15 protein-coding genes and 1 other RNA gene are annotated in these 16,927 nt (G+C 61.8%); 9 read left to right on the forward strand and 7 right to left on the reverse strand.

Annotation, left to right across the window (positions count from 1 at the left end):
• Positions 1 to 74 precede the first annotated feature (74 nt).
• Both G9X64_RS25260 and G9X64_RS25265 read left to right on the forward strand, forming a co-directional pair.
• On the forward strand, positions 75 to 1,073 hold the full coding sequence (locus G9X64_RS25260; RefSeq protein ID WP_171377594.1) for a flagellin N-terminal helical domain-containing protein: 999 nt from the start codon (positions 75 to 77) through the stop codon (positions 1,071 to 1,073).
• 263 nt (positions 1,074 to 1,336) lie between these two features.
• Positions 1,337 to 2,002, forward strand: coding sequence for a YiaD family glycine zipper/OmpA-like lipoprotein (locus G9X64_RS25265; protein ID WP_129419950.1), 666 nt, complete (start codon positions 1,337 to 1,339; stop codon positions 2,000 to 2,002).
• Positions 2,003 to 2,051: 49 nt separating this feature from the next.
• Here the strand turns inward: G9X64_RS25265 and G9X64_RS25270 are convergent, their stop codons facing one another.
• Positions 2,052 to 2,459 carry a DUF2000 family protein gene (locus G9X64_RS25270; RefSeq protein WP_171377595.1) on the reverse strand — a complete coding sequence of 136 codons (408 nt, stop codon included), beginning with the start codon at positions 2,457 to 2,459 and terminating at the stop codon, positions 2,052 to 2,054.
• A 45-nt stretch (positions 2,460 to 2,504) separates the two neighbouring features.
• Between G9X64_RS25270 and G9X64_RS25275 the strand changes: the two genes are divergently transcribed.
• The gene (locus G9X64_RS25275) at positions 2,505 to 3,428 is read left to right on the forward strand and encodes an AraC family transcriptional regulator (RefSeq protein ID WP_171377596.1); all 924 of its coding nucleotides are present in this window, start codon (positions 2,505 to 2,507) and stop codon (positions 3,426 to 3,428) included.
• Positions 3,429 to 3,477: 49 nt separating this feature from the next.
• On the opposite strand, the gene G9X64_RS25280 is transcribed toward G9X64_RS25275, so the two are convergent.
• Together G9X64_RS25280 and G9X64_RS25285 are read right to left on the reverse strand one after the other, a co-directional pair.
• The gene (locus G9X64_RS25280; protein WP_171377597.1) at positions 3,478 to 4,572 is read right to left on the reverse strand and encodes an AbrB family protein; all 1,095 of its coding nucleotides are present in this window, start codon (positions 4,570 to 4,572) and stop codon (positions 3,478 to 3,480) included.
• Positions 4,573 to 4,898: 326 nt separating this feature from the next.
• Positions 4,899 to 5,801 (reverse strand): LysR family transcriptional regulator, encoded by a 903-nt coding sequence (locus G9X64_RS25285; protein WP_168310023.1) that lies wholly within the window; start codon positions 5,799 to 5,801, stop codon positions 4,899 to 4,901.
• A gap of 92 nt (positions 5,802 to 5,893) precedes the next feature.
• Between G9X64_RS25285 and G9X64_RS25290 the strand changes: the two genes are divergently transcribed.
• The 3 genes from G9X64_RS25290 (at position 5,894) to G9X64_RS25300 (ending at position 12,525) form a co-directional block, all read left to right on the forward strand.
• The gene (locus G9X64_RS25290; protein ID WP_168310024.1) at positions 5,894 to 6,928 is read left to right on the forward strand and encodes an aldo/keto reductase; all 1,035 of its coding nucleotides are present in this window, start codon (positions 5,894 to 5,896) and stop codon (positions 6,926 to 6,928) included.
• A gap of 265 nt (positions 6,929 to 7,193) precedes the next feature.
• Entirely contained in the window at positions 7,194 to 8,606 is a 1,413-nt protein-coding gene (locus G9X64_RS25295; protein WP_168310025.1) for an FAD-binding oxidoreductase, read from the forward strand.
• Positions 8,607 to 8,808: 202 nt separating this feature from the next.
• Positions 8,809 to 12,525 carry an AsmA family protein gene (locus G9X64_RS25300; RefSeq protein ID WP_168310026.1) on the forward strand — a complete coding sequence of 1,239 codons (3,717 nt, stop codon included), beginning with the start codon at positions 8,809 to 8,811 and terminating at the stop codon, positions 12,523 to 12,525.
• A 92-nt stretch (positions 12,526 to 12,617) separates the two neighbouring features.
• Here the strand turns inward: G9X64_RS25300 and G9X64_RS25305 are convergent, their stop codons facing one another.
• The 4 genes from G9X64_RS25305 to ssrA form a co-directional block, all read right to left on the reverse strand.
• A complete protein-coding gene (locus G9X64_RS25305) occupies positions 12,618 to 12,842 on the reverse strand; it encodes a ribbon-helix-helix domain-containing protein (RefSeq protein ID WP_168310027.1) in 225 nt (74 codons plus the stop codon).
• Positions 12,843 to 12,999: 157 nt separating this feature from the next.
• On the reverse strand, positions 13,000 to 13,194 hold the full coding sequence (locus G9X64_RS25310; RefSeq protein ID WP_003541320.1) for a DUF4169 family protein: 195 nt from the start codon (positions 13,192 to 13,194) through the stop codon (positions 13,000 to 13,002).
• Between the two features lie 49 nt (positions 13,195 to 13,243).
• Positions 13,244 to 13,759: an SspB family protein gene (locus G9X64_RS25315; protein WP_003541317.1), complete on the reverse strand. Its 516-nt coding sequence runs from the start codon at positions 13,757 to 13,759 to the stop codon at positions 13,244 to 13,246.
• A gap of 128 nt (positions 13,760 to 13,887) precedes the next feature.
• Positions 13,888 to 14,250: a transfer-messenger RNA gene (ssrA, locus tag G9X64_RS25320) on the reverse strand.
• 111 nt (positions 14,251 to 14,361) lie between these two features.
• On the opposite strand from ssrA, the gene G9X64_RS25325 reads away from it, so the two are divergent.
• The 3 genes from G9X64_RS25325 to hflK all read left to right on the forward strand — a co-directional run bounded on the left by G9X64_RS25325 (position 14,362) and on the right by hflK (position 16,925).
• Positions 14,362 to 15,156 (forward strand): thymidylate synthase, encoded by a 795-nt coding sequence (locus tag G9X64_RS25325; protein ID WP_171377598.1) that lies wholly within the window; start codon positions 14,362 to 14,364, stop codon positions 15,154 to 15,156.
• 13 nt (positions 15,157 to 15,169) lie between these two features.
• A complete protein-coding gene (locus tag G9X64_RS25330; RefSeq protein ID WP_171377599.1) occupies positions 15,170 to 15,688 on the forward strand; it encodes a dihydrofolate reductase in 519 nt (172 codons plus the stop codon).
• 148 nt (positions 15,689 to 15,836) lie between these two features.
• Positions 15,837 to 16,925, forward strand: a complete 1,089-nt coding sequence (hflK, locus tag G9X64_RS25335; RefSeq protein WP_168310031.1) for an FtsH protease activity modulator HflK — start codon at positions 15,837 to 15,839, stop codon at positions 16,923 to 16,925.
• Positions 16,926 to 16,927: the final 2 nt, after the last annotated feature.

The raw sequence follows: 16,927 nt of genomic DNA on the forward strand, positions 1-16,927 counted from the left end.
CGGACATGAATGTCCGTGCGGCATGGTTCATTTTTAGTTCAGTTTGCGTGTGTTGTGTTTTGGAGTTTAGTCCCGTGAGTATTTATCAGCGCGTCTCCGTGGATGCGGCGCTTTATGTGCTGCGCGATATCAATCGGAATATGACGGTCACGCAGAACCACATCACGACGGGTATGCGTGTCGCAAAAGCCAGCGACAACGCCGTCTACTGGTCGATCGCCTCCACCGCGCGGACCGACAATAAAGCGGTTTCGGCCATCCAGGATGCGCTCGGCATGGCCGCAGCGACGATGGGAACGGCCTATACCGGCGTTCAGAGCGTCATCGACGTCGTCTCCGAAATCAAGGCCAAGCTGGTCGCCGCGACCGAAGACGGCATCGACAAGAACAAGATCAACGAAGAGATCAAACAGCTGCAGGAGCAACTGCGCAGCGTTTCGGAATCGGCGACCTTCAACAGCGACAACTGGGTGGTCCTCACCAACGATGCGACGCCGACGCAGCCGCGCCAGATCCCGGCCTCGTTCATCCGCAACGCCGACGGCACGATCTCGATCGGCATGCTGAGCTACCATATCGACAATACGCCGGTCGGGGCGACGACCTCCAAGGACGCGCGCTACCTGATCGACGACCGGGCCACCGGTTCCGGCGAATACGGGGTGCTGACATCGGCCTATTTCGCCACCGAACTTGGTGCTGCGCAAAATTACGTGCTGATGACGAGCAAGAATGGCACCACCACCGGGCAGGTGGTGATCTCGGTGACATCAAGCACGACGCAGGGCCAGATCGGCCAGATGATCAGCGTCGTCGATGCCGCGCTGACGCAACTGACGACGGTCGGTTCGGCCTTCGGCGCGCTGGAAAAGCGCATCAACCTGCAGAACGACTTCGCCACGAAACTGCACGACAACATCACCGCCGGCATCGGCCGGCTTGTCGATGCCGACATGGAGGAGGAGTCAAGCAGGCTGCGGGCGCTGCAGACGCAGCAGCAGCTCGGCCTGCAATCGCTGAACATCGCCAACGCCACCTACGACACCGTGCGGCAGCTGTTCCAGAACTTTTAAAGATGCGGGTCATCCAGCCACTCGCCCTCGCGGTTCGAGACGGCCTTGGGCCTCCTTACCATGGGGGCTGATCGTCGTAGCCTGCGGCATCTTGCGGGACGTCGAGCGCTGCCAATTCGCGAAAACTGGTGATATCAGCGCATCGCTGCAACATGGCTGCTGTTTCGGCGTCTGAAATTCCCCTATCAAGGGAAAATCTTCATTTTCTTGCCGCAATCCTTGCCATTTGCTCGCATCAGCTTTGAACGGAGACCGTCCTGTCCATGATCAAGAAATTCATACTTCTGGCTGTCGCAGCAAGTTATCTCAGCGCCTGCACGACGACCGATCCCTATACCGGTGAACAGAAGGTTTCCAATACGGCCGGCGGCGCGGCGCTCGGCGCGCTGGGCGGTGCTCTCGTCGGCGTGGCTGTCGGCGGCGGTGGTCACGGCAAGCGTAATGCGGCTTTGATCGGCGCAGGCGTCGGGGCTCTCGCCGGCGGTGCGATCGGCAATTACATGGACCAGCAGGAATCCGAGCTTCGCGCCCAGCTCGAAGGCACCGGCATTTCGGTGACCCGCAACGGCGACAACATCATCCTCAACATGCCGTCGAACATCACCTTCGACGTCGATCAGGACGCGGTGAAGCCGGGCTTCTATCCGACGCTGAATTCGGTGGCGATCGTGTTGCGCAAGTTCAACCGCACGCTGATCGACGTCAACGGCCATACGGATTCGACCGGCAGCCTGCAGCACAATCAGGACCTGTCGCAGCGTCGCGCGCTTTCGGTTGCCGATTATCTCGGCGGCCAGGGCATCGACCAGCGCCGCGTATCCGCCGTCGGTTTCGGCCCGTCGCAGCCCGTCGCTTCCAATGCGAGCGAGGCCGGCCGCGCGCAGAACCGCCGCGTCGAGATCCAGATCGCGCCGATCACGCAGGGCTGAACCGAATTTTCTGCCTTTGAAACAGCCGGGCTAAGCCCGGCCGTTTCTGTTAGTGCTGCATCGTTGCGCCCTTGGTGATCTTGTCGACGATCTTCTTTTCGGCGCGCAGCGCGATGCCGACTACCTTGGCGTCTTCGGGCGCAAATTCTGCGAAGACGGCGCGGTTGGCCGCGTCGTGGCCGGTCGCAAACATCTCCTCGATAAACAGCGAACTGGTGATATCGCGCTCCAGCGCGCGGCGGTGCACAGCTGACATCGTCGCCTCGTCGGCGGAGAGCACGATGATCGGCTGGATCGATAGGGGATTATAGAGATTGCCGGCGCGGTCCCTGTAGGCTTCGCCGATGATCTCGGGATGCCGGCCGGCGATGCCCGTCATCAGGAAGGCGGTGACGTTCAGCTTCTGCCAGCCGGCAAGATTGTTTCGCAGGACGACGGCAATTTTGGTATCAAACATCGGAGGGTCTTTCACCTATCTACGGGTTATGGAGTATCGGGCGCGTTGAACCAGGACTTACATCCGCAGGTCTTCGAAGGTCTTGAACGTTTGTGCGCGGGACCATCCGGCAACGCCATCCTGGCTGCGCCGTCCTTTCCCGGCATCGAGCGCATCGAGGCGCAGTTCTCGGGCAATGCTTTCGAGCCGCACCGGCACGATACCTATGCACTCGGCGTGACTCTGAAGGGGGTTCAGACCTTCCGCTATCGCGGCGCGCGGCGCTTCAGCCTGCCAGGACAGGTGATCGTGCTTCACCCCGATGAGGAGCATGACGGCGGGGCGGGGACGGAGGTTGGGCTGCAGTACCGCATGCTCTATCTGGAGCCGTCGCTGCTTCTTGAATGCCTGAAGGCGGATGGCGTCGGCCTGCCTTTTGTCGATGAACCCGTGATCGGCGATCCGGCGCTGGCGGGCGTTCTGCTGGCAGCACTCGGCGAACTTGACCGCGAATTGGATGCGGTTTTCGTCGACGATTTCGTATCGCAGGTGGCGGGTGGCCTGTCCCGGCATGCGCGCCTGCCGCCGCGGCCGCTGGGCCTCGTCGCCTGGCGGCAGGCGCGGGCGGCACGGGATTATCTCGAGGCGCATGCGACTCGGGCAGTGAATTCCGGCGAGCTTGAGGCGGTGACGGGTCTCGACCGTTTTGCGCTGTCGCGGCATTTCCGGGCGGCCTTCGCCACCAGCCCGCATCGCTACCTATTGATGCGTCGGCTGCAGCGAGCCCGGGCGATGATCGGCGCGGGCGAGGGGATTTCCGATGTGGCGGCGGCGACCGGCTTTGCCGACCAGAGCCATCTCAACCGCCATTTCAAGAAGGCCTATGGCATGACGCCCGGCCAATGGGTAGCACTCGCGCACAACCCCAAGCAGGGCAGTAGAGCCTTTCCAGGAAAAGTGCGAAGTGGTTTTCTGTCCGGAATTGCGTAAAAACAAAAACTTAGAGCGGTTCTGCGTTTCCATGAAAAGCTGAACCGCTCTAGACGGGATTTTCCGCAAGGCCGGAACGGCGTGCGATGAAGCGGGCGAGCATTGGGCCGATCATCAGGATCACCAGGAAACGGCCGGTCTGCATTGCCATCACGAAGGGCACGTCGACATCGCTGGAGGCGGCGATGATGGCGACGGAATCGGCGCCGCCAGGGCTAGTGGCGAGATAGGCGGTCAGCAGATCTATGCCGGCGAACACGTGAAGTGCCACCGCCATGCAGCCGCAGAGCGCCATCAGCAGCACGATGCAGGCCGATACCCTCGGCAGGGCGCGCGCCACGTGCTTGAGGATCGAGCGGGTGAAACGCAGGCCGATGCTCCAGCCGACCAGTGCATAGGCGATGGCGAGCAGCCACATCGGTAACTCAATTTTCAGCAGGCCCATGCCCTGCAGCAAGGCGCCGAGAAAGAGCGGCACGATGATCGTGCCACCTTGGAGGCGCAGGCGCCAGACGCCATAGGCACAAAAGGCGGCAAAAGCCATCGTCGCTGCAAAGGCCGGCCAGTCGATCTCGGGAAAAAGGACAAGCGGCGGCGGCTCGGCGCCGTCGGCTGCCACCCACAGGCGCGAGATCACAGACGCGCCGACGGCGACGAAGACGACGCGCAGATACTGCATGAAGGCGACGAGACGGGCATCGGCGCCATAGGCTTCCGACATGATGACCATGGCGGAGGCGCCGCCCGGCGAGGAACCCCAGACCGCGGTCGTCCCCGGCAGCACCTGCCAGCGCGTCAAAAGCCAGCCGAGGCCGGTGGCGATGGCGATGACCGAGAAGATGAACAGCAGGAAGAGCGGTGCGTCCTTCGCCATGGTGCCGAGAATGTCAGGGGTGATGGTGCGCGCCATCATCAGGCCGACTAGGACCTGGCCGAACTGCAGCGGCCAGAAGGGCACGCGAAGCTTTCCCTTGCCAACGGTCAGCGCCAGCGCAATTGCCGCGACCATCGGTCCGATCAGCAGCGAGGCCGGCAGGGCGAAGAGTTCGAGGAAGATGACGAGAGCGGTCGAAAGTGCCAGCAGCAACGCCCATTTCGGCAGGCCGGCATCCCGCAGCAGGCGGCTCGCATCGCTGAATGACATGATCCCCGTATCTTTCCTAGAACAGGATGATTTTAGGCCGGGTCGGCCAAAATATGAATCCTGCTCTAAATTAAATAGTTAGAGCACGACCGGCGCGAGCCCTTAAGGGCTGAGGATGGGAAGAGGCTCCGGCATGACGAAGAGAGGCGGCTGCAAGGACCGACTGACGCGGGTTCGGTATAGGCGGGCGCGAGGCGGACGGTCAATTGCGAAATCTGGCTTCTCGGCGCGCTGGAATGCGAAACTGAATCATGCGACCGCTTCAAGTCGTTGTTTTTATGCATGTCATCTTTCCAAAGCCGCTGAACGGTTTTGGGCTGGATGCCTCAGAAGCGCACATGGCTGACGAGAAAATCGAGCAGTGCGCGTACACGCGCCGGCAGCGGGCCGCCCTGGCCCATAAAGACGGCGTAGAACTCCTCGATATCGCCGGGATTGGCCTCTTCGAGCACCGGCACCAGGCGGCCGGCATCGATATCGGCGCGCACGGTGAAGGCGGCGAGCCGGGCAAGGCCGGCACCTGACAAAGCGAGGTGGCGCATGGCTTCGCCGTCTCCCACCTGCAGGCCCGGGGTGATCGGGATCGTTACCGTTTCGCCACCTTCGCGCAGCGGCCAGCCCTCGATGGCGCGGGCGTAGGAAAAACCGATGCGGCAATGGCGGCTAAGATCGGCGATCGTGCGTGGTTTGCCATGACGCGAGAGATAATCCGGCGATGCGACGATGATCTTGCCAGTGGCGCCGAGCTTACGGGCGATCAGGCTGGAATTCTTCAAGGGGCCGGCGCGGATTGCGACGTCGGCGCGCTCCTCCATCAGGTCGACTATTCTGTCGGTATGGGAAATATCCAGCGTTATGGCCGGATGAAGCGCCATGAAGGCCGGCATGAGCGGCGCCAGCACATGGTTGCCGAAAGAACCGCTGGTGTTGATGCGGATGCGGCCTGAGGCCTGTTCGCCTGTCGATGCCTGACATTCAGCCTCGGCGATATCGGCAAGGATGGTGACGCAGCGCTCGTAGAAGGCACAGCCTTCCGGCGTCAATTGCAGCCTGCGGGTGGAGCGGTTGACGAGGCGGGCGCCGAGGCGTGTCTCCAGCCGGGCGAGGAGTTTGCTGACAGCCGACGGCGTCATGCGCCGGGCCGTGGCCGCCGCAGAAAAGCCGCCGCGCTCGACGACGCTGACGAAGACTTCCATTTCGCCGGAGCGGTTGATGTCCTGACGACTCATGATGAATTCAAGTCACAGATGATTTGCTGATAGGCAATCTATATCATCGAATGCTCGAGGTCTATCTCATAGGAAATACAGGAGACAGATCCATGGACTATAGAAATCTCGGCGCCTCCGGCCTCAGAGTGCCGGTCTTGAGCTTCGGCGCTGGCACATTCGGCGGCAGCGGGCCGCTATTCGGCGCCTGGGGCAATACCGATGCCGAGGAAGCGCGGCGGATCGTCGACATCTGCCTGGAAGCCGGCGTCAATCTCTTCGACACGGCCGACGTCTATTCGGCCGGCGCGTCCGAGGAGGTGCTCGGCCAGGCGATCCGTGGCCGGCGCGACGCTGTGCTGATCTCAACTAAGACGGCGCTGCCGATGGGCGAGGGGCCGCAGGATTGGGGAACGTCGCGGGCGCGGTTGATCCGCGCGACCGAGGATGCGCTGCGCCGGCTCGGGACCGACTATATCGACCTGCTGCAGCTTCATGCTTTCGATGCCTCGACGCCGGTCGAGGAGGTGCTGTCGACGCTCGATGGGCTCGTCGCGGCAGGCAAGGTCCGCTATGTCGGCGTTTCCAATTTTGCCGGCTGGGAACTGATGAAGTCGCTCGCCGCCGCCGAGCGCCACGGCTATCCCCGTTATGTCGCCCATCAGGTCTACTATTCGCTGGCAGGGCGCGATTACGAATGGGAGCTGATGCCGCTCGGTGCCGACCAGGGTGTGGGAGCCCTCGTCTGGAGCCCGCTTGCCTGGGGACGGTTGACCGGCAAGATCCGCCGCGGTCAGCCGTTGCCTGAGGCAAGCCGGCTGCACGAGACGGCGCAATACGGCCCACCCGTCGACGACGAGAAACTGTTCGACATCGTCGAGGTTGTGGACACCATTGCAGGTGAGACCGGCCGGACGGTGCCGCAGATCGCCATCAACTGGCTGCTTGGCCGGCCGACGGTATCGAGCGTCATCATCGGCGCCCGCAACGAGGAGCAGCTCAGGCAGAACCTCGGCGCGGTCGGCTGGAGCCTGTCGAAGGAGCAGATCGAAAGGCTCGACGCCGTCAGCACTGTCACGGCGCCCTATCCCTATTTCCCCTATCGACGACAGGAGGGTTTTGCCCGGCTCAATCCGCCGATTGTCTGAGGCGCGGGGACGGCGGACTTGGCTATAGCAACCCGCCTATAACAAAAGGGGAATGAAATCTTCTGCCAATCTTAACTGGACAGCCGCTGTGACTTGCCGCATACCCAGCCTGCTGCATAATTCCTTAAATCGGAATCGATTTAAGGATGAAATTATGTAGCAATTCTAGAGTCCTACAGCGTCCTTTGCGCGGCTGGAAAGACGCGCGGCGCTGTAGCCCGCAGAACACGATATGGTTCTGCGGAATGGCAGGGAGATCAAAGGGATGGCGCTGAAGGACGCGAAGGCGGGCACTCGTAACGAGGCGGGAATTGCCGCGGTGCTCGGCATTCTCAAGCAGAGCTTCGGCGAGCGTTTCCAGACCGGTCAATCCTTCCGCGAACAGCATGCCCATACGACCACCTATATCCCGCCGCAACTGCCCGACGGAGTGCTTTTCGCCGAGAGCGCCGAGGATGTGAAGGCGGCGGTCAGAGCCTGTGCGACCCACAAGGTGCCGGTGATCGGTTTCGGTGTCGGCACCTCGCTGGAGGGGCAGGTCAATGCCGCCAATGGCGGCATTTCGATCGATTTCAGCCGCATGAGCCGGGTGCTTGAGGTCAATCCCGAAGATCTCGACTGCACCGTCGAACCGGGTGTGACACGCGAGGCGCTGAACATCCATCTGCGCGATACCGGCCTGTTCTTCCCGATCGATCCCGGCGCCAACGCCTCGATCGGCGGCATGGCCTCGACGCGGGCCTCCGGCACGAATGCCGTGCGCTACGGAACGATGAAGGACAATGTGCTTGCCGTCACCGCCGTCACTGCCAATGGCGAGGAGATCCGCACGGCCCGGCGCGCCCGTAAATCCTCGGCGGGCTACGATCTGACGCGGCTCTTCGTCGGCGCCGAGGGCACGCTTGGCATTCTGACCTCGGTGACGCTGCGCCTGCAGGCGATCCCGCAGAAGATCGCCGGAGGGGCCTGTGCCTTTCCGAGCATTAAGGCCGCCTGCGATGCCGTCATCATGACGATCCAGATGGGCATTCCGGTGGCTCGCATCGAGCTGCTCGACACGGTGCAGATGCGGGCCTGCAACGCCTATTCAAAGCTTTCCTATGCCGAAAGCCCGACGCTGTTCCTCGAATTCCACGGCACCGACGAGACGGTGCCGCTGCAATCGGCAGCCTTTGCCGAGATCGCCGCCGAGTGCGGCGGCGGCGAATTCCTGTGGACCGCCAATGCCGAGGAGCGGACGAAGCTCTGGAAGGCGCGCCACGACGCCTATTGGGCTGCAAGGGCGCTAGCGCCCGGGCTTGCCGCACTTTCGACCGATGTTTGTGTTCCGATATCGAGGCTCGCAGATTGTGTTTCCGAAACGCAGGCGGATATCGAGGAGCACGGGCTGTTGGGTCCGATCGTCGGCCATGCCGGCGACGGGAACTTCCATGTGCTGCTGTTGTTCGACGACAGAAGTGCCGAAGATATCGCCAGGGCTGAGAGCTTCGTGCAACGACTCAACCAGCGGGCGCTCGACCTGGACGGGACATGCACCGGTGAACACGGGATCGGGCAGGGCAAGATGGCTTTTCTGGAACAGGAACTCGGCGGCGCGGTGGATCTGATGCGACAGGTGAAACAGGCGCTCGATCCGGACGATATCTTCAATCCCGGCAAGATTTTCCACCATGGCTGAAAACGGAACATTCTCATGAACTTGGGCCTTGCCCCCGGCATGAATAGCGCTAGAAAAAGATGATGTCAGGCCGGCTCGCCCCGAAATCTGAAACCTGTTCTCAATTAAAGAGTTAGAGCATGATGTCGTCCGAAAACCGCTCACACTTTTCGGCATCATGCTCTAGTGTCGGCAACAGAATCCCGAATGGAGACGCTTTGCATTGGTAGGCCGGTTCCTCGTCTTTCTGGGGGGAGTGATCGTCGTAGTGCTGTTTGTGGCGCTGCTTGCGCCGCTGTTCATCGACTGGACGGATTTCCGCAAGAATTTCGAGGATCAGGCAAGCCGCATCATCGGCAAGAAGGTCACCGTCTACGGCACGGTGGATGCGCGCCTGCTGCCGTTCCCGTCGGTGACGCTGCATGACGTGCGCGTCGGCCAGGAAGCGGACGGCACGCCGATCGTCAAGGTCGAGCAGTTCTCCATGGATGCGGAGCTCGCGCCTTTCCTGTCGGGCGAAGCGCTGATCTTCGACATGCGCGTCGTCAATCCGAAGGTGCGCTTGAGATTGCTCAAGGACGGCACGCTTGACTGGATGCGTGGCAGCCGCGCGGAAATACCGGCAAGGACCGTCGTTCTCGAAAACGTGCATGTCAGCGGCGGCGAGGTCGAATTCATCGACGATCAGTCGGGTCGCTCGCGTCGTATCACCGGCCTCAACGCGGAAATGTCGGCAAAGTCGCTGGCCGGCCCCTGGCGCATCGAGGGCGACGCTGCGCTCGACGGCGAGCACGGCGGCTTCTCGATCTCGAGCAGTCAGCCGGACGAGAAGGGCGTGCTGCGCATGCGCACAAGGCTTTCTCCGGACAAGCACCCTGTCAGCATCGATCTCGACGGCGAACTGAAGCTCGTCGACAGCAAGCCGAACTATCAGGGCCAGCTTTCGGCAGCGATCGAGATCCGCAACAGCGCCAAGCCCGCCAACAAGAAAGAGCAGCCGCCGCGCGTCAAGGGCCGCTTCGAGCTCACCAACGAACGCATCCGCATCCCCGAATACAGAATGGAGATCGGCCCGACGGACGATCCCTATGTCATAACCGGCGAGGCGACGCTCGATACCGGCAATGCGCCGGAATTCCTGTTGACCGCCGACGGGCAGCAGATCGACGTCAACCGCATCGGCAATCAGGGGGCGTCCGGCAAAACGACGCGGGATCCCGCTGTTTCGGCGCGCCAGCGGCTGAATTCGCTGATCGATATCGTCGCGCAAGTGCCGATCCCGCAGGTGCCGGGCAAGGCGAGCGTCAAATTGCCGGCGATCGTCGCCGGCGATACGACGCTGCGCGACGTGCAGTTGGAGCTCGAACCAGCCGGGACCGGTTGGATGATCGACAGCGCTACCGGCACGCTGCCGGGGCGCACGCAGGTGGAAGGCAAGGGCAAGCTCCTGCTTCAGGGCGAACCTTCGTTCAACGGCCAGATCGTGGTGGCCTCCGGCCAGCCGACGGGGCTTGCCTCCTGGCTTGCCGGCTCGGTCGATCCGGCCATCCGGCAATTACGGCAGGCGGGCTTTTCGGCCAATGTTAGCCTGACACATGAATTGCAGCGTTTTGAAAATCTCGAGATTGCCATCGGACCGGCGACGCTGAAGGGTCGGCTGGAGCGCCAGGCGATCTCCGGCCAGACGCCGACGCTATCGGTGGCGCTCAACGGCGATACGCTCGATCTCGACGCGCTGCAGGCGCTGAGCGGGCTCATGACCGGCCAGGATGCCGGCGACAACGTGCTCGACCACAAGATCGCCGCCCAGCTCAAGGCTGACAAGTTCACCGCCTTCGGCGTCAGTGCCGAGGATGTCGAGACCACGTTTACCATCGCTGATGGGGCGCTTGCCGTCGACCGGTTGTCGATAAAGAATATCGCCGGCGCCGAGCTGACGGCGACGGGCAGGGCGGAAGGTTCGCTGCTCGATTACAAGGGTGCGGGCGAAATCACCTTCAAATCGGCCGATCCCGGCGGCTTCTTCACCACGCTGCGCGAGCACCTGCCGCATCACCCTGTGCTCGACCGGTTAGTGCGCAACGCCGGCTGGTACGGCAATACGGCGCTGCGCGGCGCACTGACGCTCGGCGGCGACGAGGGCGACGCGTTGACGGTGACGCTTGCCGGCGTGGCAAACGGCAGCCGCGTCAATCTCGATTACCGCATGTCCGACCTCTTGGCGCTGACCGGCAATGGCACGACGAGCTTGGAGGCGACGCTCGAAAACGCCGTGCCCTCCATCCTGTTCGGCCAGGCCGGGCTCGACCCGCTGCCGGTGGATGTCGGGGCCAACGGCCGCCTGACGCTCAAGGTGAAGGCATCCGGCAACGATCCCGCCGATGCGGCGCTGACCTTCGCGACCGACCGCACGTCGTTCATGGCCAACGGCAAGGTCGATGTCCGTCCGGAGACATTCATGAACGGCCAGATCGCGCTTTCGCTCGACAGCGCCGATATCGACCCCTATCTCATCATGAACGGCATCGCTCTGCCACAGACCGCAACCGGACTGCCGTTCGGCCTCCAGGTCAATGCCGCCGTCGATAGCGACAAGATCGTCTTTTCCGATCTCAAGGGGCATGCGGCCGACAACGAATTTTCCGGTGCGCTGACCTTCGACCGGAAGGCCGCGAAGACGACCGCGAGCGGTGGGCTGACACTCTCCAAGGCCGATGCCGGCTGGCTCGGTGAGGCGGTGTTCGGCCAGATCGTCGATCCCGCCAATGGTGAGCTGACGACGGCGCCGCTGGGGCTGCCCATCTTCAAGGATCTCGACGTCAACGTGAAGCTGGCGGCCAAGGAGTTCTGGCCCGGCCTGCCGGAAACGGCGGTGTCGGACTTCACCAGCAATGTCGCCTACAAGGGCGATGAGCTGCAGCTCAACGACATGGCCGGCAACTGGGACGGTGGAAAGCTCTCCGGCAACCTGCTCTTTACCAATGCCAACGGCACAGGTTTCCTACAGACGAAGATTGCGCTTGCCGATTCCGATCTTTCCGGCGTCGTCTGGCTGCGCGACGGCGCGCCGATCGCCAACGGCAAGTTCGGGTTATCGCTGTCGATGGAGGCCTCGGGCAAGACCATCGGCGAGATCGCCAGCTCGCTCAATGGTTCGGGCGAGTTGAGGCTCGGCGAAACCAGCATACGCGGGTTGAACCTTGCCATCCTTCCGCCGCTGCTTGCCGCGACGGATACGATGCAGGAGCAGATCAATGCCGGCAAGGTGCATCCGATCATCGAGACGCTGCTCAGCAACGGCGAGGCGAAGCTGCCGCCGCTCGGCATCCCCTTCAACATCGCCGACGGGACGCTGAGGGTGCAGAATGTCACCGTCGCCAACGATCTCGCCCGCATCACCGCCGATGCGCAGATCGCGCTGCCGGAAGAGCGGATCAGCGCGACGCTGGGTGTCGGTTTTAATCCTGGCACGGAAGCGCTTTCCGGCGCCGAGCCTGCGCTCCGTCTGAATTTTTCCGGCATGCTGCCGTCACCCGGCAAGACGATGGATGTGACCGATATCACCAGCTATCTGTCGCTGCGCGCCTTCGAGCGCGAGCGCCGGCGTGTCGAGCGGCTGCAGGCGGTCGTGCTCGAAAAACAACGGCTGCGCCGCGAGGTGGCGCTCTACCGATTCAACGACGCCGAGCGCATCAAGGCGGCCGAGATCGAGCAGCAACGGCAGGCGGAGGAAGAGCGGCTGCGCGCGCTGGCGCAGAAAGCAGCCGCTGAGAAGGCTGCTGCCGAGGCGGAGGCTGCACGCGCGGCGGAAGCCAAAGCGAAGGCCGATGCGGATGCGCAGGCGAGGGCCGCCGCCGAGGCGGAAGCAGCACGGCGCAGCGGGCAAGCGCAGCCCGGTCCGCTCAATTTCGACCAGTTGCCGGGCGTTCAGGCGCAGTGAAAGCGCATAGAATTTGATTCATGCAAGGCGCTTCAGGTCTTTGTTTTCATTGATGTCCTCCCAAATCGCTACGCGATTTTGAGCAACATGCGTCACGGCTGGTGGCCGGCGCCCGCCTTCAGCCAGGAAAGCACATGCAAGCGCAGCGCCGAGGACAGGTTGCTGTCCGGTGGGCGGTGGTCGTCGATTTCGGAGATCAGGGCGGCGAGCGGTATCGAACGGGCTCCGGCAATCGTCTTCAGCTCGGCCCAGAACTCATCCTCCAGCGAAAAACTGGTGCGATGGCCGTGCAATGTCGCCGAATGCTTGCGGATCATGGAGCCTTCAAATCCCGGGCAGAGCATAGCGCGTCCGGGACGACGCGCTCAGGACGTTCTATCAAATTTAGCGTGGGTTGGCAGATCGATTCTAGGAAAGTGCGCAAGTGGCTGATCGCAGAAACCATTCCGGCTTTTCACGCTTTGCGTGAAAGCGTCACGCGCCGTCGTCGTCCGTCTCGATTCGGCCGTCGCGATGGGCTTTGTCGGCCTTGTCGTTCAGGCTGCGGGTCAGTTGCTTTTCGGTCTTGGTGCGGCCGAAGGAGATGCGGTTCTGCTCGGCCTGCTTCTCCTTTTCGGAGCGAGCCTGCTTCTTGCGGAACTGGCGCAGATTGATGATTTCGGCGCTCATGCGATACCTGGATTCCCTATGAAGAAGGGAGGCTTGGCCTCCCTTCAAATCACTGCTTCTTGCGGAAGGAGTCGAGCGAGACGACGGAGCCCGGTTTCTTCTCCTCGCCGTCGGCGGGTTTTGCGCCTGCGGCGTCATCGGGCTTTCCGGCCGCATCCACCGGATAGGCGGTAATTTCGCCGGACGGCAATTCCTCGCCATCGGCGAGCGGTACGTCGAATTCGAGCTCGAAGTTGACAGAGGGATCGTAGAAGCCGCGGATCGCATTGAATGGGATAACCAGCTTTTCCGGAACGTCTGAGAAGGAAAGTCCGATCTCGAAATGCGTCTCGGTGATCTTCATGTCCCAGAACTGGTGCTGGATGACGATGGTCATCTGCTCGGGGTATTTCGACTTCAGGTGCTGGGAGATGCGCACGCCGGTGGCGCCCGTGAGGAAGGTGATGAAGAAGTGATGATCACCGGGCAGACGGCCCGTGGCTGCGACTTCCGCCAATACCTTGCGGATGACGCCGCGAAGTGCATCCTGTGCCAGAATGTCGTAGCGGATATGATCCTGCCCCATGCTTTTCCTGTCTTTCGTCGGTTCGGAAGTCTTTTCACAAGGTTATATGCCACGTCCGGGCGCCTTGGGAAAGACCGGAGCCGAGTCACGTTTTTCAGCAGCATACATGATTTCGGCGGCAGGGAGAAGGTGAAGGCTTCTGTTGCCAGGTGCCTTCGGACCCCGCCTAGAGGTGCGAACCACTAGGACTTTGATTGAAGTGTCACACCGCGATTAAGCAGCGAGACGAGCTTCCGCATAGTTGTCGTTTGCAACTACAATTTTAGCCCGATAACGGCGGTACAATGCCGAGCAAAAAGACGATCTTTACACCCTTGTCGATCCTGTTTCGCCCCCATCAAAAGCCGGCCTTCAAGACCGCCGGTTTTTGGTGGAGGCGCCGGGTACCGCCCCCGGGTCCAATAGGTTTATTACACCGCTCATTTATCGCCATAGCCGACCCGAAGGCCGGCAAGGCTGATATAGTGGTTTCCTCAGCCCAAGGAAAGGGCAAACGTCATAAAAGCGTTATGCGACCCATCAGAAACATTGGGAAAATGCCCGCCGGTGATTGGTTTCCCGGTTCCGAAGGCTTAAATTGGCCGAAACGGAATCAGCGCGACATGAAGCAATATCTCGATCTCTTGAATCACGTGATGGAAAAGGGCTCCGACCGGGGCGACCGCACCGGCACCGGCACGCGCTCGGTCTTCGGTTACCAGATGCGCTTCGATCTCGAAGAGGGCTTCCCCGTCCTTACCACGAAGAAGCTGCATCTGCGCTCTATCATCCACGAGCTTTTATGGTTCCTAAAGGGCGAGACGAATATCCGCTATCTCAAGGAGAACGGCGTTTCGATCTGGGACGAATGGGCCGATGCAAACGGCGATCTCGGGCCGGTCTACGGCGCCCAGTGGCGCTCCTGGCCAGCGCCCGACGGCGGCCATATCGACCAGATCGCCAATCTGGTCAAAGGGATCGTCAACAACCCGAATTCGCGCCGCCACATCGTTTCGGCCTGGAATCCGGCCGAAGTGGACGAAATGGCGCTGCCACCCTGCCATTGCCTGTTCCAGTTCTATGTGGCCGACGGCAAGCTTTCCTGCCAGCTCTACCAGCGCTCGGCCGATATCTTCCTCGGCGTGCCGTTCAACATCGCCTCCTATGCGCTGCTGACGATGATGGTGGCTCAGGTAACCGGACTGAAGCCCGGCGACTTCGTCCACACGCTCGGCGATGCCCATCTCTATCACAACCATTTCGACCAGGCGAAGCTGCAGCTGGCGCGCCGGCCGAAGCCGCTGCCGTTCATGCGCATCAATCCTGATGTGAAGGATATTTTCGGCTTCACTTTCGACGATTTCGAGCTGATCGGCTACGAGGCCGATGCCAACATCAAGGCGCCGATCGCCGTCTGATCCGGGATATTCCATGGCCGACATTCGCAGGACCATTATCGCCGCCGTTGCCCGCAACGGCATTATCGGCCGCGACGGCGATATGCCGTGGCGGCTTTCGAGCGATCTCAAGCGCTTCAAGGCGCTGACATTGGGAAAGCCTGTATTGATGGGCCGCAAGACCTACGATTCGATCGGCAAGCCGCTGCCGGGACGGCCGAACGTCGTCATTTCGCGGCAAGCGGCGATAGACCATGCTGATGTCAGCATGGCTCATTCGCTGCCCGAGGCGATGACGGTGGCCGACAGGCTGGCGCTCGAAACCGGCGTCGACGAAATCTGCATTCTCGGCGGCGGGCAGGTCTATGCCCAGGCGATCGGTCTTGTCGATCGGATGTGCATCACGCATGTCGAGGCCGATCTCGACGGAGACGCTTCGTTTCCCGCGATCGATCCCGAGATCTGGCAGGCGGGGGAGGCGATCGCGGTTCCGGCCAGCGAAAAGGACAGTTATCCCACGCGTTTCATCGTCTACGAACGCCGTCGCGCCTGAAAATGAACTATTTTCCAATTAAATTGACCAAGTTTCTCACGCTGCGTTGAAAGCCGATGCGGCGATACCTATAACGGTCACCAACGCGTCCGCCGGTCAGCCCCCACGGTTTCGGATGCGTCGCGACTTAACGAACAACGAGGTTTTGATGCCCTGGAGCAATCAGAATGGCGGCGGCGGCCCTTGGGGCGGCGGCGGCGGTAATAATCAGGGACCATGGGGACAGGGGCCGAACCGGCCGCGCGGTGGCGGCGGCAAGGGCGGACCGCCTGATCTGGAAGATATCATCCGGCGCGGCCAGGACCAGCTGCGCAATATCATTCCCGGCGGCTTCAACGGCGGTGTGGCGGTGATCGTCGTGGCGATCGTCGCCGTCTTCTGGCTGATCCAGTGCGTCTATACCGTTCAGCCGGATGAGCGCGGCGTCGAGCTTCGCTTCGGCAAGCCGCGTGAAGAGGTGTCGATGCCGGGCCTGCATTTCCATCTCTGGCCGATGGACTCGGTCGAGATCGTCAAGGTCACCGAGCAGCAGCAGAATATCGGCGGTCGCAACAATACCAATTCGACTGCCGGGCTCATGCTTTCCGGCGACCAGAACATCGTGAACGTGCAGTTCTCCGTGCTCTATACGGTGAACGATCCGAAATCCTATCTCTTCCGTCTCGAAAATCCGGCTGAAACGCTGCAGCAGGTTTCCGAAAGCGCGATGCGCGAAATCGTCGGCCGCAGGCCGGCGCAGGATGCCTTCCGCGACAATCGCGGGCCGATCGAGACCGAGGTGCGCAACATCATCCAGGACACGATGGATCGCTACGGTGCGGGCATCGCGATCAACCGCGTGACGATCGAGGATGTCGCTCCCCCGCGTGAAGTGGCCGATGCCTTCGAAGAAGTGCAGCGCGCCGACCAGGACAAGCAGCGTCTGGTGGAAGAAGCGAACCAGTACGCCAACCAGAAGCTCGGCCAGGCACGCGGCGACGCGGCTCGCATCCGGGAAGACGCCGCAGCCTACAAGAACCGGATCGTCAAGGAGGCCGAAGGTGAAGCGCAGCGCTTCATTTCAATCTATGACGAATATTCCAAGGCGCCTGACGTGACGCGCCAGAGACTGTTCCTGGAAACGATGGAACAGGTGCTGAAGGGTTCCAAGAAAGTGATCATCGACGAAAAGCAGGGCATTGTGCCCTATCTGCCTCTCAACGAGATCGGCAGACCGACGCAGAAGCAGGGAGGCTGATC

It is taken from the genome of Rhizobium sophorae, assembly GCF_013087515.1.
Lineage (GTDB): Bacteria > Pseudomonadota > Alphaproteobacteria > Rhizobiales > Rhizobiaceae > Rhizobium > Rhizobium sophorae.